This is a genomic window from Peterkaempfera podocarpi (assembly GCF_042466665.1).
Lineage (GTDB): Bacteria > Actinomycetota > Actinomycetes > Streptomycetales > Streptomycetaceae > Peterkaempfera > Peterkaempfera podocarpi.
In genome coordinates this window covers 7,046,716-7,066,642 of record NZ_CP162102.1, presented here as the reverse complement: position 1 = coordinate 7,066,642, position 19,927 = coordinate 7,046,716, and the positions used below count along the sequence as shown (strand labels likewise).

Annotated in this window: 19 protein-coding genes and 1 pseudogene; 8 read left to right on the top strand and 12 right to left on the bottom strand. The window is 72.5% G+C overall.

Annotation, left to right across the window (positions count from 1 at the left end):
* Positions 1–85: 85 nt before the first annotated feature.
* Positions 86–871 carry an electron transfer flavoprotein subunit beta/FixA family protein gene (locus AB0761_RS31090; RefSeq protein ID WP_377268622.1) on the bottom strand — a complete coding sequence of 262 codons (786 nt, stop codon included), beginning with the start codon at positions 869–871 and terminating at the stop codon, positions 86–88.
* 353 nt (positions 872–1,224) lie between these two features.
* Positions 1,225–1,638 (bottom strand): TlpA family protein disulfide reductase, encoded by a 414-nt coding sequence (locus tag AB0761_RS31085; RefSeq protein ID WP_377272498.1) that lies wholly within the window; start codon positions 1,636–1,638, stop codon positions 1,225–1,227.
* A 209-nt stretch (positions 1,639–1,847) separates the two neighbouring features.
* On the opposite strand from AB0761_RS31085, the gene AB0761_RS31080 reads away from it, so the two are divergent.
* Positions 1,848–2,264, top strand: a complete 417-nt coding sequence (locus tag AB0761_RS31080) for a DUF4395 domain-containing protein (RefSeq protein WP_377272497.1) — start codon at positions 1,848–1,850, stop codon at positions 2,262–2,264.
* Positions 2,265–2,477: 213 nt separating this feature from the next.
* Complete coding sequence (locus tag AB0761_RS31075) at positions 2,478–3,257, top strand: lysophospholipid acyltransferase family protein (RefSeq protein WP_377272496.1); 780 nt, start codon at positions 2,478–2,480, stop codon at positions 3,255–3,257.
* 231 nt (positions 3,258–3,488) lie between these two features.
* Here the strand turns inward: AB0761_RS31075 and AB0761_RS31070 are convergent, their stop codons facing one another.
* The 7 genes from AB0761_RS31070 to AB0761_RS31040 all read right to left on the bottom strand — a co-directional run bounded on the left by AB0761_RS31070 (position 3,489) and on the right by AB0761_RS31040 (position 11,633).
* Positions 3,489–4,574, bottom strand: coding sequence for a threonine aldolase family protein (locus AB0761_RS31070; protein ID WP_377274419.1), 1,086 nt, complete (start codon positions 4,572–4,574; stop codon positions 3,489–3,491).
* A complete protein-coding gene (locus AB0761_RS31065) occupies positions 4,571–5,314 on the bottom strand; it encodes an SDR family NAD(P)-dependent oxidoreductase (protein WP_377272495.1) in 744 nt (247 codons plus the stop codon). Before AB0761_RS31065 ends, AB0761_RS31070 begins: the two co-directional genes overlap by 4 nt.
* Complete coding sequence (locus AB0761_RS31060; protein ID WP_377272494.1) at positions 5,311–6,693, bottom strand: DUF6421 family protein; 1,383 nt, start codon at positions 6,691–6,693, stop codon at positions 5,311–5,313. Before AB0761_RS31060 ends, AB0761_RS31065 begins: the two co-directional genes overlap by 4 nt.
* Positions 6,694–7,644: 951 nt before the next feature.
* Positions 7,645–8,496: an iron uptake transporter permease EfeU gene (gene efeU / locus AB0761_RS31055; RefSeq protein WP_377272493.1), complete on the bottom strand. Its 852-nt coding sequence runs from the start codon at positions 8,494–8,496 to the stop codon at positions 7,645–7,647.
* Between the two features lie 40 nt (positions 8,497–8,536).
* On the bottom strand, positions 8,537–9,832 hold the full coding sequence (efeB, locus tag AB0761_RS31050; RefSeq protein ID WP_377272492.1) for an iron uptake transporter deferrochelatase/peroxidase subunit: 1,296 nt from the start codon (positions 9,830–9,832) through the stop codon (positions 8,537–8,539).
* A gap of 20 nt (positions 9,833–9,852) precedes the next feature.
* Positions 9,853–10,986, bottom strand: a complete 1,134-nt coding sequence (gene efeO / locus AB0761_RS31045; RefSeq protein WP_377272490.1) for an iron uptake system protein EfeO — start codon at positions 10,984–10,986, stop codon at positions 9,853–9,855.
* 107 nt (positions 10,987–11,093) lie between these two features.
* A complete protein-coding gene (locus AB0761_RS31040; RefSeq protein ID WP_377272488.1) occupies positions 11,094–11,633 on the bottom strand; it encodes a GNAT family N-acetyltransferase in 540 nt (179 codons plus the stop codon).
* Positions 11,634–11,830: 197 nt separating this feature from the next.
* On the opposite strand from AB0761_RS31040, the gene AB0761_RS31035 reads away from it, so the two are divergent.
* The 3 genes from AB0761_RS31035 (at position 11,831) to AB0761_RS31025 (ending at position 14,627) form a co-directional block, all read left to right on the top strand.
* On the top strand, positions 11,831–12,469 hold the full coding sequence (locus tag AB0761_RS31035) for a DUF5134 domain-containing protein (RefSeq protein WP_377272487.1): 639 nt from the start codon (positions 11,831–11,833) through the stop codon (positions 12,467–12,469).
* 133 nt (positions 12,470–12,602) lie between these two features.
* Positions 12,603–13,562, top strand: a complete 960-nt coding sequence (locus AB0761_RS31030; protein WP_377272485.1) for a M56 family metallopeptidase — start codon at positions 12,603–12,605, stop codon at positions 13,560–13,562.
* A gap of 153 nt (positions 13,563–13,715) precedes the next feature.
* Entirely contained in the window at positions 13,716–14,627 is a 912-nt protein-coding gene (locus AB0761_RS31025) for a DMT family transporter (protein WP_377272484.1), read from the top strand.
* A 24-nt stretch (positions 14,628–14,651) separates the two neighbouring features.
* Here the strand turns inward: AB0761_RS31025 and AB0761_RS31020 are convergent, their stop codons facing one another.
* The gene (locus AB0761_RS31020) at positions 14,652–15,068 is read right to left on the bottom strand and encodes a MarR family winged helix-turn-helix transcriptional regulator (RefSeq protein ID WP_377272483.1); all 417 of its coding nucleotides are present in this window, start codon (positions 15,066–15,068) and stop codon (positions 14,652–14,654) included.
* A gap of 87 nt (positions 15,069–15,155) precedes the next feature.
* Between AB0761_RS31020 and AB0761_RS31015 the strand changes: the two are divergent.
* A pseudogene (locus tag AB0761_RS31015) lies at positions 15,156–16,657 on the top strand (MFS transporter).
* A 405-nt stretch (positions 16,658–17,062) separates the two neighbouring features.
* Entirely contained in the window at positions 17,063–17,713 is a 651-nt protein-coding gene (locus tag AB0761_RS31010) for a TetR/AcrR family transcriptional regulator (RefSeq protein ID WP_377272482.1), read from the top strand.
* Here the strand turns inward: AB0761_RS31010 and AB0761_RS31005 are convergent.
* Complete coding sequence (locus AB0761_RS31005; RefSeq protein WP_377272481.1) at positions 17,697–18,563, bottom strand: helix-turn-helix domain-containing protein; 867 nt, start codon at positions 18,561–18,563, stop codon at positions 17,697–17,699. The two genes, AB0761_RS31010 and AB0761_RS31005, sit on opposite strands and share 17 nt — an antisense overlap.
* Positions 18,564–18,965: 402 nt before the next feature.
* Here AB0761_RS31005 and AB0761_RS31000 point away from each other — a divergent pair, with 402 nt between their 5' ends.
* Entirely contained in the window at positions 18,966–19,481 is a 516-nt protein-coding gene (locus tag AB0761_RS31000) for an ATP-binding protein (protein WP_377272480.1), read from the top strand.
* An 86-nt stretch (positions 19,482–19,567) separates the two neighbouring features.
* Here AB0761_RS31000 and AB0761_RS30995 read toward each other — a convergent pair whose 3' ends face one another.
* Entirely contained in the window at positions 19,568–19,804 is a 237-nt protein-coding gene (locus AB0761_RS30995; RefSeq protein ID WP_377272479.1) for a DUF397 domain-containing protein, read from the bottom strand.
* Positions 19,805–19,927: the final 123 nt, after the last annotated feature.

The window sequence follows — 19,927 nt, the reverse complement described above, 5'->3', positions numbered from 1 at the left end:
AGGGGCGGACAGCGGGACGACTCAGACGAACTCGTGCTCAGACGAACTCGTACTCAGACGAACTTCTGCTCAGACGAACTTCCGCTCAGACGAACTTCTGCGCAGCGAGGAACTCCGCGAGCTGCTTGCCGCCCTCGCCCTCGTCCTTCACGATCGTGCCCGCGGTACGCGCCGGGCGGGCAGTGACACTGTCCACCGCACTCCACGCACCGGCCAGACCCACCGCCTCGGCATCAATGCCCAGATCATCCAGGTCCAACGACGCCACCGGCTTCTTCTTCGCCGCCATGATGCCCTTGAACGACGGGTAGCGGGCCTCACCGGACTGGTCGGTCACCGAGACCACCGCCGGCAGCGCGGCCTGCACCTGCTCGGTGGCACTGTCCCCGTCCCGCCGACCGGTGACCACACCGTCCCGCACCGCCACCTCCGACAGCAGCGTCACCTGCGGCACACCCAACCGCTCGGCCAACAGCGCCGGCAGCACACCCATCGTCCCGTCGGTCGACGCCATCCCACAGACCACCAGGTCGAACCCGGTCTTCTCCACCGCCGCAGCCACAATCGCGGACGTGGCCATCACATCACTGCCGTGAATGTCGTCGTCGTTCACGTGCACGGCCTTGTCCGCACCCATCGACAACGCCTTGCGCAACGCGTCCTTGGCATCGTCCGGCCCCACCGTCAGCACCGTCACCTCGGCATCACCACTGGCCTCGGCAATCCGCAGCGCCTGCTCCACGCCGTACTCGTCCAGCTCCGACAGCAACCCGTCCACAGACTCACGGTCGGTCGTCGCATCCTCCGCAAACCGACGGTCACCGGTCGCATCGGGCACGTACTTCACACAGACAACGATCCTCAAGCTCACGGCCTGTCTCCTGTACTGGTCACGTCCGGCGGGTGCGGCACTGCAAGACGAACGGGTACGCGGCGCACGTCACCCGCTCCGGGCAGCGTGTCTCTCCGCCCAGCCGGTAACTCCCGGCAGCATACCCGTCAGTAGTCAACCGGATCTACTCGCGAGTAGCTTACGCTCGGCGCCCTGTCCTCCCACCGCTCCCGGCCTGACGGAAACTGTGATCCAGGCCGCGATGGGCGCGCCGAGCCGCCGTGCCCATCCTTCCCCACCACGACGCATCCGTCACCCTGCGTTGCCGCATGGCGGCTGTGACGTTGCCCGTATTGACGCATCCCCCGCCGGGTCGCAGCATCCGGCGGCGGTCAGACCGCCTCACCCAGCGCCGCAATCACATCCGCGCGGCGGGGCTGCCCCGAGGCCCTGCGGACCACCCGTCCCGACGCGTCCAGCACCAGCACCGTGGGGGTCCGCAGGACCTCCAGCCGCCGCACCAGCTCCAGCCGGGACTCGGCGTCCACCTCCACATGGGCGACACCGTCCACCATGTCCGCCACCTCCGCCAGCACCCTGCGGGTGGCCCGGCACGGCTGGCAGAAGGCGCTGGAGAACTGCAGCAGCGTCGCCCGCTCCCCCAGCGCCGTCCCGATCTCCTCGCCGCTCACCCGGACGCCCTCGTCCCGCGTACGCACCCGCACCCTCCCGTCCCGGCCCCGCCGCACCAGTCCGAACACCGTTGCCGCGAGCAGCACCGCGGCACACACCACAAGACCGGTCATCACCCCAGCATGCAGCACCTCGCCACCGCCCCCGGCGGCGGCCCGGGTAGCATCGCGCCATGGACTCCACCGGCACCGCACGGCGTCGGCGCTCCGTCGGGGACGGCCTCACGGTGCGCCGGGTCGTGGATCTGTGCCGCACCGCGGCGTCGCGCTGTCGCTGACCCCGCGTCAGCCCGCCCGTCCGTACCCCCGACCTGGAGTCCCCTGTGCAGATCGACCCCCGCGGCCCGCGTTTCGCCGCCGCCCTCACCACCGTCGTCCTCGCCGCCGCGCTGATCAGCGGCAGCGGGACACTGCTCGCCGTACAGACCGCGGTCTTCGCCGTCGGCGCCCTGTCCGGCATCCAGTATTCCCCCTACGGCTGGCTCTACCGCACCCTGGTACGCCCCCGGCTCGCCCCGCCCGCCGAACTGGAGGACGCCGCGCCGCCGCGCTTCGCCCAGGCCGTGGGGCTGGCCTTCGGCCTGGTGGGCACCGCCGGGTATCTGCTCGGGGCGCACTGGCTGGGCACGGCCGCCACCGCCTGTGCGCTCGCCGCCGCCTTCCTCAACGCCGTCTTCGGGTACTGCCTGGGGTGCGAGATGTATCTGCTGCTGAGCCGCGGCCGGGCCCGCCTGGGGTAGTGCCGGCTCACCGGCCGCCCGCGGTTCCCCGCGCCCGGTGTGACGACTATCTCCGCACGGCGGCCTCCGCCGGAGGTGACAGGGCCCTGCGGTTCGGGAGACCATCGTCGCCGTACCGCCCGTGCCCCGGGGACGAGCCGCGCCTCCGGTCGGCGGCGCCCGCGCGCGGGTACACCTGGATCGGGCGACCGCCCGTGGGAAGTAGGGCTGACCGTGGCTGAGTTCGTGTACCCGCCCGTGATCGGGACCGCCCTCACCGCCTTCCGCGCACTGGACATGCGGATCGAGGTGGAGGGCGCCCACCATGTGCCGCGGCAGGGCGGCGCGGTGCTGGTCAGCAATCACGTCAGCTATCTGGACTTCCTCTTCGCCGGCCTGGGCGCCTGGAAGTCGGCCCGCCGCCGGACCCGCTTCATGGCCAAGGACGACGTGTTCCGGCACCGGGTGTCCGGCCCCCTGATGCGCGGTATGCGGCACATCCCGGTGGACCGTTCGGACGGTCAGCCCGCCTATGACGCCGCGGTGCGGGCACTGCGGGCCGGTGAGGTGGTGGGGGTCTTCCCCGAGGCCACCATCAGCCGTTCGTTCACGCTGAAGAAGTTCAAGACCGGCGCGGCCCGGATGGCCGCGGACGCCGACGCACCGCTGCTGCCGATGATCCTGTGGGGCACCCAGCGGCTGTGGACCAAGGGCCGGCCGAAGAACCTGACCCGCCGCCACACCCCGGTCACCATCAGGATCGGGGAGCCGATCCACCTCACCCCCGAGGACCGGCCGGTGATGGTCACCCGGCGGCTGCGGCAGGCCATGGCCGACCTGCTGGACCACGCCCAGAGCAGCTACCCGGACCAGCCCGAGGACCACACGGACTCCTGGTGGCTCCCCGCGCACCTCGGCGGCACCGCGCCGACCCTGGAGGCCGCCGAGGCCGAGGACGAGCTGGAGTCCCGCGAGCGCGCCACCCGCCGCACCGCCGGCCAGGCCGCCACCTGAGACACCCCCGGCACACCGCACGGCCGCCCGGGACACGGGCGGCCGTGTGTTCTTCCGTCCGCGGTCCGGGGGCACCCCGGCCGGACGCGCAGGGGCCTCGGGGGCGCCGAGCGAACCCGCCTGGCGCCCCCGAGGCCCCTGTCAGTCGAGGCCCCTGTCAGTCCGCCGCTCGGACCTCCGCGCCGCCCGGCCGACAGGCCCGGGGAGGCCGGGGCCCCGGCGGCGGTGGGGTCACTGCCGGCCCATCTCCTCCACGATGGCGGCGGCGAAGGCGTCGATGTCCGCCTCGGTGGTGTCGAAGGCGGCCATCCAGCGGACCTCGCCGGTGTGCTCGTCCCAGAAGTAGAAGCGGTAGCGCTTCTGCAGCCGCTCGCTGACCTCGCGCGGCAGCAGCGCGAAGACCGCGTTGGCCTGCACGGGGCGGACCACCTCCACACCCTCCACCTCGCGGACGGCCGCCTCCAGGCGCCTGGCCATCGCATTGGCGTGGGCGGCGTTGCGCAGCCACAGGTCGCCGCTGAGCAGCGCCTCGAACTGCACCGAGAGAAAGCGCATCTTGGAGGCGAGCTGCATCGACATCTTGCGCAGGTACTTCAGGTCGTGGACCCGCTCCGGGTTGAGGACCACCACGGCCTCACCGAGCAGCAGGCCGTTCTTGGTGCCGCCGAAGGAGAGCACATCCACCCCGGCGTCGGTGGTGAAGGCGCGCAGCGGCAGCCCCAGCGTGGCCGCGGCGTTGGCCAGCCGCGAGCCGTCGACATGCACCAGCATGCCGCGCTCATGGGCGTGGTCGCAGATGGCCCTGATCTCCTCGGCGGTGTAGCAGGTGCCGAGTTCGGTGGTCTGGGTGATCGAGACGGCGAGCGGCTGGGCACGGTGCTCGTCGCCCCAGCCCCAGGCCTGCCGGTCGATGAGCTCGGGGGTGAGCTTGCCGTCCGGGGTGGGGACGGTCAGCAGCTTGAGGCCGGCGATCTTCTCCGGGGCACCGCACTCGTCCACATTGATGTGGGCGGACTCGGCGGCGACGACCGCGCCCCAGCGGGGCAGCAGGGCCTGCAGCGCGACCACGTTGGCACCGGTGCCGTTGAAGACGGGGAAGGCCTGGGCCCGGTCGCCGAAGTGGCGGCGGAAGACCTCCTGGAGGTGCCCGGTGTAGTCGTCCTCGCCGTAGGCGACCTGGTGGCCGCCGTTGGCGACGGCCAGGGCCGCCAGGATCTCCGGGTGCACGCCCGCGTAGTTGTCGCTGGCGAAGCCGCGTACCGCGGGGTCGTGCCGGCGGACCGCGTCGGTACGGGTCGGGAAGAAGGGGTCGGTCATCGCGGCGTCAGCCACAGGTGCTGTCCATTCAGTTCGTCGGCGGGCCGGTCCCACAGTCCGGCCAGGGTGTCGGCCAGGTCCGCGGTGTCCGTGAAGCCCGGAAATTTCGCGTCGGGGCGCTGCTGTCGCATCTCCGGGGTGACCAGCGCCTTGATGACCAGGATGGCAGCCGCGGCGGTGAGCGGTGCACCCTGCCCCGGCCCCTCCTTGGCGAAGGAGGCGGCGAGGGAGAGGGTCCAGGCCTCGGTGGCCGCCTTGGCCGCGGCGTAGGCGGCGCCGCCCGCGGTGGGCTTGTGCGCGGCGGCGGCGGAGATCATCGCGAAGCGGCCGGCGGGGCTGCGCAGCAGGGCGGGCTGGAAGGCCAGCGTGGTGTGCTGAAGGGTGCGCACCACACGGTCGTGCAGGAAGTCCCAGTCGTCCAGGTCGGTGTCGGCGAAGGTCTTGCCGCCGCGCCAGCCGCCGACCAGGTGCAGCAGTCCGTCGACGCGCCCGTGCTCGGCCTCGATGTGGTCGGCCCAGTCACGGGCGGCCTGCGGGTCCAGCAGGTCCACGATCTGGCCGCTGGCCCGGGCGCCCGGCACGGCGGCCCGTACGGCGTCCAGCGTCGCGTCCAGACGGCCGGGGTCGGTTCCGGCGGCGACCACCACGGCGCCGTCCGCGGCGAGCCGGCGCAGGGTGGCGCGACCGGCGGGGCCGGTGGCGCCGGCGACGGCGACGACCTTGCCGGCCAGGGCGGTCATGCGGCCTCCCGGCCGTGTCCGGTGCCGGTGATGCCCCTGGTGGCGGCGATGACGTCGCGCAGCTTCTTGGCCAGGGCCTCGTAGAACATGGAGAGCGGGAACTCGTCGGGCAGCACCGCGTCGCACAGCGCCTTGTTCAGGGCCTTGCCGTCGGCCTCGGCGAAGGGCAGCGCCTCGGCGCCCTTGGCCCAGGTGGAGGCCGGGTGCGGGGTGAGGTAGCGGGAGACCAGCTGGTAGGCGGCGAGCCAGTGGGCGGTCTTGGGCCGGTCGATGCCGTCGCGGTAGAGGGTCTCGATCTCGGCGCAGAGCGCGGTGGTGACCTCGGCCACGCGGTCCCAGTCGATGCTCAGCCGGTTGTCGGTCCAGCGCAGCGCGTTGTGCTTGTGGAGGTAGGCGAAGAGCAGCTGGCCGCCGAGGCCGTCGTAGTTGCGGACCCGGTCGCCGCTGACCGGGAAGCGGAACAGGCGGTCGAAGAGGATCGCGTACTGGACGTTGCGGCCCTGCTCATGGCCCTCCTCCTGGAGGCGCACGGCCTCCTTGAAGGCGGTCAGGTCGCAGCGGAGCTCCTCCAGCCCGTACATCCAGAACGGGCTGCGCTGCTTGATCATGAAGGGGTCGAACGGCAGGTCGCCGTGGCTGTGGGTGCGGTCGTGGACCAGGTCCCACAGCACAAAGGTCTGCTGGGCGAGCTGCTGGTCCTCGATGAGGCGCGCGGCGTCGGCGGGGATGTCCAGACCGAGCAGCTCCACGGCCGAGCCGGTCACCGCACGGAAGCGGGCCGCCTCGCGGTCGCAGAAGATCCCGCCCCAGGTGAACCGCTCGGGCACCTCGCGCACCGCCACGGTCTCGGGGAAGAGCACCGCGGAGTTGGTGTCGTAGCCGGAGGTGAAGTCGGTGAAGGTGATCGGCACGAACATGGGGTTGTCGAACCGGCTGCGCTCCAGCTCCGCCAGCCAGTCGGGCCAGACCACGCGCAGCAGTACCGCCTCGAGGTTGCGGTCGGGGTTGCCGTTCTGGGTGTACATGGGGAACAGCACCAGGTGCTCGAGCCCGTCCTGCCGCTGGTCGGCGGGGTGGAAGGCGAGCAGCGAGTCCAGGAAGTCGGGCACCGCGTAGCCGCTGTCCGACCAGCGCCGCAGGTCCTTGGCGACGGCTTCGAGGTAGGCCTCGTCGTGCGGGAAGCGCGGGGCGAGTTCGCCGAGGGCGTCGAGGACGGTCTCGATGTGGGCGTCCACCGTGCCCCGGTCCGCAGTGGCGAGGTCGATCGATCCGTCCTTGGCCTGGAGGGGACGTATCGACTCGACCGCACTCTTGAGGCGCAGCCAGGCCGGGTTGTCGACTGGAGCGGCCGTTGCGGCCTTCGGCGAAAGATTATTCATCTCTTCCCCACCTGGAGTGAAAGAACTGGAGCTACACCAAGATATGTCAGCAACTTCTCCTGTTCAAGGCGAGCTGGGGCAAGGGTCGTGGGGGCTTTGTCAGTACTTCTCCCACTTTGCCGCGCGGAGCCGGCCCCAGCATGCGGTCCTTCCCGGGGTGACCCGGGCGGACCTGCGGCGACCGGGGCTCCAGCCGCGGTGCGGACACCCGGGGCCGGTCACCGGGGCGGACCACGGGGTCAGGTCATCAGTGGCAGAGCACGGACGGCAGCGGACGTCACCGGCGGCCGCAGCGGCCGGGGGCGCAGCGGGCATGTCCGGGCCGGTCCTCGCCCGCCTGGCCCGGTCCTCGGCCGCCTGGCCCGGTCCTCGGCCGCTCCACCCGGGGCGCCAGGGCTTCCGGGCCCAGCCGGCCCGCCACCGCGGCGCCGACGGCGGAGCCCGGCAGCGCCGCAGTGGCGGCGGTGGCGGCCGCACCGGGACGGTCCACCCCGGGCGGAGGCCCGCCGCCCGGGGTGGACCGTCCATGCGGCGCGCGGTGCTGCCAAAAGCCGTCCGACGGCCGTCGCCGCTCCCGGGCGGGCCTCACTGCGACAGGCCCCGACGGTGCCGGTCGGCTGCACAGGCGACGCGGCAGCTGCGGCGAGCGTCCGGACGGCACTGGCCACCGGGCCGCCTCGCCCCCGGGGACGGTGCCGCACGGCGTATGCGCCCCGGCGCGCTGCGTCAGAGGCCCGGCCCGCCACCGGCGGGCACGGAGGCAGTCGGGCAGGGAGGCAGTCGGGCAGGGAATGCCGCGCCGGCCCGACCGGGCCCGTACAGCACAGAAGGGGCGCGGGGAACACGCGGCGGACCGTGCACCTCCGAGGAGGGCGGGTCGCGCGGGTTCCCCGCGCCCCTGCGTCCGGCAAGGAGCCGGGGACGCGGAGTCGGGTGCGCCTTGAGGCGCGGTCAGCTGCGGGCGCTGTCCGCGACCGGGGCCGCGGCGGCCGGCGCCGGGGCCGGAGCGGCGGCGCGGCGCAGGAAGAAGGCCATGGTCGGGAGCAGATAGACCGCCCACATGACGACCTGGAGCACGGTCGGGTCGGGCTGGAAGTTGAAGACGCCCTTGAGCAGAGTCCCGTACCAGCTGTCGACCGGGATGGTGGAGCTGATGTCGAACATCTGATTGCCCAGCCCCGGCAGCCACCCCGCCTCCTGGAGGTCGTGGAAGCCGTACGCCAGCACACCCGCCGCCACCACGACCAGCATCGCGCCGGTCCAGGTGAAGAACTTGGCCAGGTTGATCCGGACCGCACCCCGGTAGAACAGCCACCCCAGCAGCGCCGCGGTCAGCAGCCCCAGCACGGCGCCGACCAGCGGACGCACCCCGTCGTCGGTGGCCTGCACCGCGGTCCAGATGAAGAGCGCCGTCTCCAGGCCCTCCCGGCCGACGGCCAGGAAGGCGGTGATCACCAGGGCGAAGGTGCCCATGGCGAGGGCCGCGTCCAGCTTGCCCTGGAGTTCCGCCTTGAGGTGGCGGGCGGTGCGCCGCATCCAGAAGACCATCCAGGTCACCAGGCCCACCGCGATCACCGACAGCGAGCCGCCCAGCGCCTCCTGCGCCTGGAAGGTCAGCGTGGAGGAGCCGAACTGGAGCACCGCGCCGAAGGCCATCGAGAGCACCACCGCGGCCCCGACACCCAGCCAGACGGGGGTGAGGCGGTCGCGTCGGCCGGTCTTCACCAGGTAGGCGACGAGGATGCAGACGACCAGGCTGGCTTCGAGGCCCTCACGCAGGCCGATCAGATAGTTGGCGAACACTGCTGGCTCCTGGAGAGGCGGTGGGGTGGGTGGTACGGGGTCAGCCGAAGAGGGCCTGGCCCCACCATTCGCCGGGCTTGCGGACGCCCGACGGGCAGGCGAAGTGCGCCGAACCGACGTGCTGGATGTACTCGTTGAGGGCGTCGTTGCCCGCCAGCTTCCGCTGGAGCGGGACGAACGCCTTACGGGTGTCGCGCTGGTAGGCGAGGAAGAACAGGCCGGCGTCCAGGCGGCCGAGGCCGTCGGTGCCGTCGGTGAAGGAGAAGCCGCGGCGCAGGATGCGCAGGCCGCCGTTGCTGTCCGGGTGGGCGAGCCGCACATGGGAGTCGTCGGGCAGCGCCTTGAGGTCCGGGGTGTCGCGCTCCTTCTGCTTGCCGAAGGGGGCGCCCTCGCCCTTGGTGCGGCCGAAGACGTTCTCCTGCTCGGTGAGCGAGGAGCGGTCCCAGGTCTCGATGTGCATCCGGATGCGCCGGGCGACCAGGTACGAGCCGCCGGTCATCCAGTCCTGGCCGTCGCCCGGGGCCGCCCAGACATGGTCGGCCAGCGCCTTGGTGTCGGTGCCGGAGACATTGTGGGTGCCGTCCTTGAACCCCATGAGGTTGCGCGGGGTCTGGGCGTCCGGGGTGGTGGAGGAGGTCTTGCCGAAGCCCAGCTGGGACCAGCGCACGGACACCGTGCCCATGCCGATGCGGGCCAGGTTGCGGATGGCGTGCACCGCCACCTGGGGGTCGTCGGCGCAGGCCTGGATGCAGATGTCACCGCCGCTGCGGGCCTGGTCCAGGTTGTCGCCGGGGAAGTGCGGCAGGTCGATCAGGGCCTCGGGGCGCTTGGCACGGATCCCGAAGCGGTCCTTGCCGTCCTGCTCGAAGAGGGTGGGTCCGAAGCCGATGGTGAGGGTGAGCCGGGACGCCGGCAGGCCCAGGGCCTCGCCGGTGTCGTCCGGCGGGGCGTCGTCGGGTCCGTCGACGGCCCCGTCGCCGACCTCCCGGCCGCCGGTCATCGCCGCCGCCGCGCTGGTCCACTGCTTCAGCATGTCCACCAGGGCGGCACGGTCGTCGGTCGTCACATCGAACGCCGCGAAGTGCAGCCGGTCCTGCACCGGGGTGGCGATGCCCGACTGGTGGTCGCCGTAGAAGGGGACGGCTGCGGAGTCGGTCACGCTCACGCCGCTGCTGCCGGCGGCGCCGTCGTTGTGCCGGGTGACGGCGACGGCCGTGCCGGCGGCTGCCGCACCGAGCGCCACACCGGCGCCGGCCCAGCCGATCACGGCCCGTCGGCTGACCTGGCGGACGTCGGCGTCGACGCTGGGGGCTGCTGGTGCCTGGGGTGTGTCCATGAGGGGTTCGGCCTCTCGAGTCAGCGGGTGACGGCGGCGGCGAGCTTGGAGAGCGGCTCGGCGAGCGCGTTGACGGCGTCCGAGAAGGACTTGCGCTCCGCCTGCGTCACCTTGTCGTACGAGACATAGCCGTCGCCCTTGCGGTACTTGGCGAGCAGCGTCTGCAGCGCGGCGAACTCCCGGTCGAGGGTCGCGGTGAGCTGCGCGTCCTTCTCCGACGCGACCGGCTTCAGCAGGGTGTAGGCCTGCTCGGCGCCGTCCACATTGGCCTGGAAGTCGGAGAGGTCGGTGTGGGAGTAGCGGTCCTCCTCGCCGGTGACCTTGCCGGTGGCGACCTCGTCCAGCAGTTCCTTGGCACCGTTGGCCATCGAGGTGGCGGTGATGTCGGCCTTCCCGATCCGCTTCTGCCAGTCCGTCAGATCGGCGACCAGCTCGTCGGCGAGCTTCTTGTCGTCGTCGGTGACCTTGCCGTCGGCCCAGAGGGACTTCTCCAGCTTGTGCCAGCCGGTCCACTTCTGGCCCGGCTCCAGACCGTCCTCACGGGTGTCGGTCTTGGGGTCGATGTCGCCGAAGGACTCCGCGACCGGCTCGGTACGCTCCCAGCCGACCCGGGAGGGGGCGAACAGCGACTTGGCCTTCGCCATGTCGCCCGCCTTGACCGCGTCCGCGAACTGCTGCACCACGGGGATCGTGGCGTCCGCCTGCTCCTGCGCGTACGTGCGGTACGAGGCGACCGCGCTGTCCAGCCGGGGGTCGTTCTTGGCGGGGGCGCCCTTGCCGGTGACGGTGATCTTCTGACGGATGCCGTCGCCCTTCATCCCGGGCTTGCAGGCGACCTCGTAGGAGCCCGCCTTGATCTGCGCGGTGATGGTGGCCTTGGTGCCGGGGCCGATGTTCTCCCGCTCGGTGATGATGCGGTCGCCGGGGGCGTAGACATACACCTCGGTGACCCGGGAGCCGGAGTTGCGGATCGCCAGATCGACCGGGCCCGCCGGGAACTCCGTCCTGGACACCTGGCAGGAGCTGTCGCCGGCCTCGACCTTGATCGCGTCGTTGGAGGAGCCCGAGTCCGACTTCTGGGCGCACCCGGTGGCGACGGTGCACAGCGCAGCAAGGGAGAGCAGAGAAGCTGCGGTGAGGCGGCGGGCGGGCATGCGGTCTCCAGGCGTTGGACGGAGGGTTCAAGCAAGGCAGCCCTAAGTTATATGAGGCTTACCTGACCGCACTAGCCGGGGGACGTGATCCGCGCCACTCGGCGCCCTCACCCCAGCGGCTTGACCAACCGTTCGAAGCGGAGATCGGGGCGGCGAGGCACACCGAACCGCTCGTCGCCGTAGGGGAAGGGCAGCATCTCCCCGGTGCGCCGGTAGCCACGCCGCTCGTACCAGGCGATCAGGTCCTCCCGCTGGACGATCACCGTCATCTCCATCGCGGTCGCGCCCCACTGTGTGCGGGCGATCCGCTCCGCCTCGTCCAGCACCGCCCGGCCGATGCCGCCGCCCTGCCGGTCGGGGCGGACCGAGAACATCCCGAAGTAGGCCGTGGCGCCCCGCCGTTCCAGCTGGCAGCAGGCCAGCAGCTCACCGTCCCACTCCACGGCCAGCAGCCGGCTGTCCGCCGCGGCGATGACCTCGGCCACGCCGTCGGGGTCGGTGCGCTGGCCGCCCAGCAGATGGGACTCGGTGGTCCAGCCGGTGCTGCCGCCGCGGTACGCGGACTCCACCAGCGCCACCACGGCGGGGATGTCGGCCGGCTCCGCGTCGCGGAAGGTGAGGGCGGAGTCGGGCTCGGTGATCGCCACGGTCCGGTCCTTTCTGCACTGCTTCCGGGCCGCCCCCTGCGGCGGCCCGCCCCGGTCGAGGCTACCGGTGGCGCCGGGTCCCGCGTCCGGCCCGCCCCGCGGTACCCCCGTGCGCCCCCTCGCGCGCCCTGCTGGCCGCGGGCCGCGGCGGCGACCGTGGACAGGCGATCACCCGCCACCGGCCGGAGGGGATGCCGATGCACGGAGCTCCTGTTCTCGGCTGGCTGCTCGCGGCGCTCACGGGCGCCGCGGGCCTCTACTGCCTGGCGCGGCTGTGCGCACCGGCCCCCGCGGCCGGCTGCACCGACGGCACTGCCAGGGGCGCGGGCGGCCGCGAGTCGGATGCGGCGGAGGCGCTGATGGGACTGGGTATGGCGGTCATGGCACTGCCGCCCGCCCATCACGGCGGGCTGCCGCCGACCGCCTGGGCCGCGGTCTTCGCCGGAGCCGGGGCCTGGTTCACGGCCGCCGCGCTGCGCCGGGGCGGGCGCGGCGCCCGGGCGCACCGGCTGCACCATGCGGTCGACGCCGGGGCGATGGTCTACATGGTGCTGCTGATGGCCGCACCCACCGGCCCGGCCGGGCAGTCGGGCCATGACGCCATGCCGGGCATGGCAGGTATGGCGGGCAGCGCGGCTGATCCGGTGCCGCTGCTCAGCGGGCTGCTGCTGCTGTACTTCGGCGGCTATGCGCTGTGGACCGGCACCCGGCTGCTGCGCCCTGCGCATGCGGTGGCCGGACGGGGCGGCTGGACCCTGCTGCAGATGCCCGGCATGTCCAGGGCCTGCCGGCTGGTGATGGGCCTCGGCATGTTCTCGATGCTGCTCGCCGGCTGACCGCCGGCCGGGCACCCTCCGGGCCGTGTCCTTGGTCACGCCCCTGCGGAACCTCTGCCGTCGGGCGGCACCGCCGCCTAGGTTGGAGCCGCGCGCACTGTGGCGCGCCGACGTCCCCCGGGAGACCGCTGCCATGACAGCCCTGCTCGGCCTGATGCTGCTCTGTCTGCTGCTGGCCACGGCCATGCCGCGGCTGCTGGTGCGGGCGGGGTGGGCGGAGCGGGAACCGGTGCTGGCCCTGGGGCTCTGGCAGTGCCTGGTGGTCTCGGTGCTGCTCTGCTGCGGCCTCGGGCTGACGCTGGCGGCGTGCGCCGCTGTGCCTGCGGTGCGGGAGTTGCTCTTCTCCGGGGCGCCGCACGAGGTGGTGCAGGCCTACGGCTTCGCGGGCACCGAGCGCTGGGGCGCCGCGGCGGCCGTGCTGCTGGCCTACGGCGCCCTGCACACGGCGTTCGCACTGGCCAGGGAGGTACGGCTGGCAAGGGCCTCCCGCAGTCGGCGGCAGGCCGAACTGGCGCTGCTGGCCCCGGAGTTGCCCCCCGGCGCCGAGGAGTACGAGGGGGACCGGGACCGGGCCCGCGAGCGGCTGGTGGTGCTGGAGGATGTGCAGCCCGAGGCCTGGTCGCTGCCCGGGCCCACGGCCCGGCTGGTGGTGACCACCGGTGCGCTGCGCAGGCTGAGCGACCGTGAGCTGGCCGCGGTGCTGGACCATGAGCGCGGCCATGTGCGGGCCCGCCACCACTGGCTGCTGCAGTCCGCCGAGGCGCTGGCGGCGGGCTTCCCCGGGGTGGCGGTGTTCGGGGCGTTCCGTGACGAGGTGGGCCGGCTGGTGGAGCTGGCGGCGGACGACGCCGCCTCCCGGCGCCATGGACGGCTGGCCACCGCACTGGCCCTGGTGGAGCTCAACCAGGGGCGCGGGGTCTTCGGCGACTGCCGCGGGCAGCTGGCCGAGGTGCCGCGCCGGGTGGACCGGCTGCTGGCCGGTGAGCCGCGGCTGCCGGTGCGGCACCGGCTGCGGCTGACCGCGGCCGGCCTGACCACGCTGGGCGTGCCGGTGCTGCTGGTCCTCGCCCCGGGGCTGCACGCACTGCTCTGACCCGGCGGGGTTTCTGCGGACGACGTGCTCTGGCGGACGGTCAGCTCGGGTTACGCTTCCGGGAACTGTCCGCTCCAGCCGCACCCCGGCCGGGCGGGCCGTGCGTCCGATGTGCGCGGCTGCGACCGGGGTGTACGTCCGGGAGATTCGACCGTGCTCGTCTTTGTCCTCGGTGTGGGCGCCGCCTGCTGTATCGGCCTGGGTTTCGTCCTCCAGCAGCATGCCGCGCAGCGCGCACCGCGAGCGGACTTCCTCTCCTGGCGACTGCTGCTGGGGCTGGTGAGAGATGCCGAGTGGCTGCTCGGCATCACGTTCATGATCGGCGGTCAGGCGCTGAGCGCCCTGGCGCTGGACCGCGGTGAGGTGTCCCTGGTCGAGCCGCTGCTGGCGACCAATCTGCTGTTCGCCATGGCGCTGGCCCGGCTGCTGACCCGGCAGTGCCTGGGCCGCTCCGGCTGGGGCGGGGTGCTGCTGCTGGCGCTGGGGGTGGCCGCCTTCATCCTGGCGGGGCGTCCGCGCGGCGGAGGCGCCGAGGCCGATGCGCTGCGGCACTGGCTGGTGCTGGGGGTGGTGGCGGGGCTGGCCCTGCTGCTGGTCTCGACCTCCCGCGGCCTGCCCCTGGCCGCCAGGGCGACACCGCTGGCGCTGGCCGCCGGCCTGCTCTACGGGTTGCAGGACGCGCTCACCCGGACCACCGCGCAGCGGATCGACTCCCTCGGGCTGGGCGGCGCGCTGCGCGGCTGGGAGCCGTACACGGTGGCGGCGATCGGGGTTCTGGGGCTGATCCTGGTGCAGAGCGCCTTCGAGGCGGCGCCGCTGAGGATGTCGCTGCCGGCGCTGACCGCCGCCCAGCCGCTGGCCGGGATCGCCTGCGGGGTGGGCTTTCTGGGCGACCGGCTGCGGGTCACCTCGGGCGCCATGACCTGGGAGGCCGTGGGCCTGCTCTGCATCGTGCTGGGGGTGGTGGTGATCGGCCGCCATCCGGCGATGCCGGACGCCGGCCCGGAGGACGCCGGCGACGCCCCGACGCCGGGCCCGCTGGAGCGGACCGGCGGGCGCGGCTGACCGCCCCCGACTCGGGGCCGGCGATCAGCCGATATCGGCCGGCAGCGGGGTGAGCGTCCGCGCCAGCACCTCGCGCTGGGTGGGCCGGGCCTCGTCGTAGCGGCTGCGGCCGGCCGGGGTGAGCGAGACGAAGATGCCCCGCCGGTCGGCGTCGCACATGGCCCGCTCGACCAGGCCGTCCTTCTCCAGCCGTCCGATCAGCCGGGAGAGTGCGCTCTGGCTCAGATGCACGGCGCCGGCCAGCTCCTGGACGCGCAGCTGCGCACAGCCGCCGCCGACGCTCTCGGCCAGCCGCTCCAGCACCTCGAACTCGCTCATACCGAGTCCATGGCGGTCATTGAGTTCGCGGTCGAGGGCGCACGCGGTGGCGGCGTGGCGGGCGAGCAGGTCGCGCCACTCCGTCACAAGGGCCCTCTCGGCGCGGGCATCCAGGTCAGGCACGTTGCCATGGTAGCAGCTGCACATGAACTTAATGCGGAAACATTAAATTCACATGCATTGGATGCATGTGCATGTAGTCTGCTCTCCATGACCTCGACCGAAGAGCGCTGGAGCCCTCGCCTGTGGGGCACCCTCGTCGTCCTCTGCGCCGCCTTGTTCCTCGACGCCCTCGACGTCTCGATGGTGGGCGTGGCGCTCCCCTCCATCCGCACCGAACTCGACCTCTCCACCGCCACCCTGCAATGGGTGGTCAGCGGCTATGTCCTCGGCTACGGCGGACTGCTGATGCTCGGCGGACGCGCCGCCGACCTGCTCGGCCGCCGCCGGGTCTTCCTGGTCGCCCTCGCCGTCTTCGCCGCCGCCTCCCTGATCGGCGGACTGGTCGACAGCGGCGGACTGCTGATCGCCTCCCGCTTCCTCAAGGGCGTCAGCGCGGCCTTCACCGCCCCGGCCGGACTGTCGATCATCACCACCACCTTCGCCGAGGGCCCGGCCCGCAACCGGGCGCTGTCGATCTACACCACCTGCGGAGCCAGCGGCTTCTCCCTCGGCCTGGTGCTCAGCGGACTGCTCACCGAGGTGGGCTGGCGCTGGACCTTCCTCTCCCCGTACCGGTCGCCCTGCTGGCTCTGGTCGCCGGTCTGCGGCTGATCCCCCGCCAGACGGCGCCCGAGCGCACCGGGGGCGGCTACGACCTGGCCGGCGCGGTGACCGCCACCGGCGGACTGCTGCTCCTCGTCTACACCGTCACCGAGGCCCAGGGCGCCGGCTGGGCCAGCGCACGGACCGTGCTCTCCCTGGTGGCCGTCGCGGCCCTCTTCACCGCCTTTGTGGCCGTGGAGCGGCGCACCGCACACCCCCTGGTCCGGCTCGGCATCTTCCGCAACGGCGGCGTCACCCGGGCGAACCTGGCCGCGCTCGCCTTCTTCGGCACCTACACCGGCTTCCAGTTCGTCGCCACGCTGTATCTGCAGACCCTGCTCGGCTGGTCGGCGCTGGAGATGGCGCTGGGCTTCCTGCCCGCCGGGCTGCTGGTCGCGGTGGCCTCCACCCGGATGGGCGCCATCGTGGACCGCTTCGGCACCACCCGGCTGATGGTGGCGGGCTTCCTCTCCCTGGTCGCCGGCTATGCGCTCTTCCTGCGGATCGGTGAGCACGGCTCGTACGCCGGTCTGGTGCTGCCCAGCATGCTGCTGATCGGCATCGCCTGCGCCCTGTGCATCCCATCGCTCAACATAGCCGCCACCAACGGGGTCGCCGACGAGGAGCAGGGCCTGGCCTCCGGCCTGGTCAACACGGCCTTCCAGGTCGGCGGTGCGGTGGTGCTCGCCGTGGTCACCGCAGTGGTGACGGCGGGCAGCGGGGGCGGCACCTCGGCGCAGGCGCAGCTGGACGGCTACCGCCCGGCGATCGCCCTGGTGACCGGTGTGGCACTGGTCGGCCTGCTGGCGACCCTGGTCGGCGCGGTGCTGGAGCGACGGCAGCTGGTCTCGGCCACCCGGGCCGCCGCCACCGCGGCGATCCCGCTGCAGCCGCAGCCGGAGACCGCCGACACCGCCGAGCCGGCTGCGGCCCCCGCGCGACGCTGATCCGCGGGGTCCGCACGACGCACAGCCCGCCAGGCACCGCCCACAGCACGCAGGGGCCCCGGCGCTCCGCCGGGAACCGCCCAGGGGCGCGGGGAGACCTACGACCGGACCGCCGCTCAGGCGCACCGGATCCGGACGGCTCCCCGCGCCCCTGGGCGCTGTCGGGCGCGTTCAGGCCCGCTCCTCCCCCACGGCAGACCCGGCCGCCCGATGGCGGCCATGGGGTGCGCAGGGCGGCGGGGCGGGCCCGCAGCCGGAGCGGTGGCCTGCTCACCGATCCCCCGCTTCGGTGAGCAGGCCCCGGGTCGGGGGCGTGGCGAAACCGCCGGATGCAGACCTCGGACCCCGGCCTCCGTCGGTGTGCGCACCGTATATTGACTGGGAGCCAACCAACGTAGGAGCACCATGTCACCTCGACGGTCGTCGGTCAATGAGGAGATGCGCAGGCGTTCGCGCGAGCGCATCATGCGGGCCACCGCCGAACTCGTCGACCGCCAGGGGTATGCCGGCACCACGCTGGCCGACATCGCCGCGCGCGCGGGCCTCGCCCGCGGTCTGGTGTCGTACTACTTCTCGGGCAAGCGGCTGCTGCTGCAGTCCGCCGTGCACCGCGAGATGCATCTGCACCTGGCCGCGGCACTGGACCGGCTGCCCGTGGCGGCCTCCGCCGACGACCGGCTGGCCTGCGCGGTCGACGCGATCCTGGGCTTCGCCCTGGAGCACCCGCGGCTGATGCGCTCTCATCTGGCGCTGATCCTGGACCCGGACACCGGGGGGTTCGTCCAGGACCCTGAGCAGCAGCAGCTGGGTGCGCTGCTGCAGGAGGTGCTGCGGCTGCGCGGCTCCGCCGATCCGGCGGCCGACCACGCGGTACTGCGCAGCTCACTGATGGGCGGCTGCATGGGTGTGCTGCTGCCCGGAGCGGAGACACCGCTGGTCCCGATCCGGGCGGACCTGTTCGCCCGGTACGGGCTTGCCTGGGAGCTGGGCTCCCCGCCCCGGCCGCGGCCGCCGGGCGGGCCGCGGAACCGAGGGCAGGTCAGCCCTCCGCGATGATCGACCGCAGCAGTTCGACGGTGCGCTCCGGGGTCAGGCTGTCGACGCAGAGCCGCTCCATGACCTGGACATAGGAGTCCACGTCATCGCGCTTGTCGAGGTACAGGGCGCTGGTGAGCTGCTCCAGGTAGACCACGTCGGCGAGGTCCTGCTCGGGGAACCGCAGAATGGTGAAGGCGCCGCTCTCCGCGGCGTGGCAGCCGAACCGGAAGGGCATCACCTGGATCACCACATTGGGCTGCTCCGCGATGTCGATCAGATACTGCACCTGGCCGCGCATCACCTCGGGGCCGCCGACGGGGCGGCGCAGGGCGGCCTCGTCGATGACCGCCCAGAGCCGCGGCGAGTCGCCTGCGGCCAGCAGCTTCTGACGCCGCATCCGCAGTCCGACGCGGCGCTCGATCTCGTCGTCGCCGATGGCCGGCCGGGCGAGCCCGAAGACCGCGCGCGCGTACTCCTCGCTCTGCAGCAGGCCGGGGACGAACTGCAGCTCATAGGTGCGGATGAGGGCAGCGGCCTCCTCCAGGCCCACATAGGTCTGGAACCACCCCGGCAGGACATCGCTGAAGCTGTGCCACCAGCCGGACTTGTTGGCCTCGCGCACCAGGCCGAGCAGCGCCTCACGCTCGGCCTCGTCGACCACCCCGTAGAGGCTGAGCAGATCCGCCACGTCGCGCTCCTTGAAGCTCACGCGGCCCAACTCCATGCGGCTGATCTTCGACTCGGAGGCACGGATGGTGTAGCCCGCGTCCTCGCGGGTGATGCCCTTGGCCTCACGGAGCCGGCGCAGCTGGGAGCCGAGGAGGATCCGGCGCACCATCGAGCCGCCCCCCGGCTGAACTGTGGTCATGCGGTCAAACCTCCACCCGACGAAAACAGCGCACAGTCTGCCACTACCTGGCTGCGAGCGGTGCCCGTACTGGCATGCGGATGTGTCAGATTCTTGCGCATGCAGAGTCGGATGCACGTGCATCCGCTACACGCATATGCCAGTCGTACACCTGCACGTGAATCGGCCCTTGCATCTGCCGTTAGCAAAGAGGACCATGGTGCACGTGCACATGCACACCCACTGGCAACCCTGCGGGGACCGCGTCACCCCACGCGAGACACCGCTCACCGGCCGGAACGCGCCCCCGCGATTCCGGAGGGGGGCGGCCGCGCGCGGACGCCCCGGCCGACCGAGGCGGAGGTGTCCCGCATGACCCCGGCGGGTCCCGCTGTGTCCACCCCTTTATGGGAGGAGCTGTTCATGGGCGCCGGTCCGGCACTCACGGCCGACCCGGACGTGGTCACCTGCACACTCATCCCTCGCTACGAGGCGGTGAAGGCGGCTCGTGACTTCACGCGCAGCTCATTGCAGAGATGGGGGCTCGCCGACCTGTTCGACGATGTCGCCCTGGTGGCCTCCGAGCTGGTGACCAACGCTCTTCGGCATGCACTGCACCTCAGAGCGGGTGACCCCGAGGGCCGCATCCCGCGGCAGGGCCAGTCCGACAGCCCCGACCTGCCGATCCGGATCAGTCTGGTGCACCGCTCCCCGCAGGTGGTCTGTGCGGTGAGCGACCCCAGCAGCACCGGTCCGGTGGCCCGGGACGCCGACTACATAGCCGAGTCCGGCCGGGGGCTCCATCTGGTCGACTCCTTCAGCCACTCCTGGGGCTGGCACCCGCTGGCCGGTGCGGGGAAGGTGGTCTGGGCGCTCTTCGACTCCCACGGGGCCGCCGCACCCGCCGACAGCGGCGGCGGCAGGCACCGCCGGGCCTGAGCATGCACAACGTCAGGGGCCGCCACCGGATCCTCCGGTGGCGGCCCCTGACGTGTTCCGCCCGGCATTGCCGGGCGGGCCCGTCCTCACTGGACGAGATGGTCGAATTCCCCGTCCTTGGCACCAAGCAGCAGCGCCTCGATCTCCGCGCGGGTATAGATCAGCGCCGGCCCCTCGGGGAACCGGGAGTTGCGCATGGCGACATCACCGCCGGGCAGTCTCGCCAACTCCACACAGTTCCCCTGCGAGTTGCTGTGACGGCTCTTCTGCCAGACCACGCCACGGATCTCCGCGGCCGCCATGCCGTTGTATGTGTGGCGCATAGAAAACTCCCGGAATGCGAGTGCTTCGCGTGCCGCCGTACTCCTCGGCGTCTCGGTCGTGCGGCCGGCAGGCTCCGTCCACCCTGCGAAAGTCCTGGTCTCCGCCTCACTGGACGTGATGAT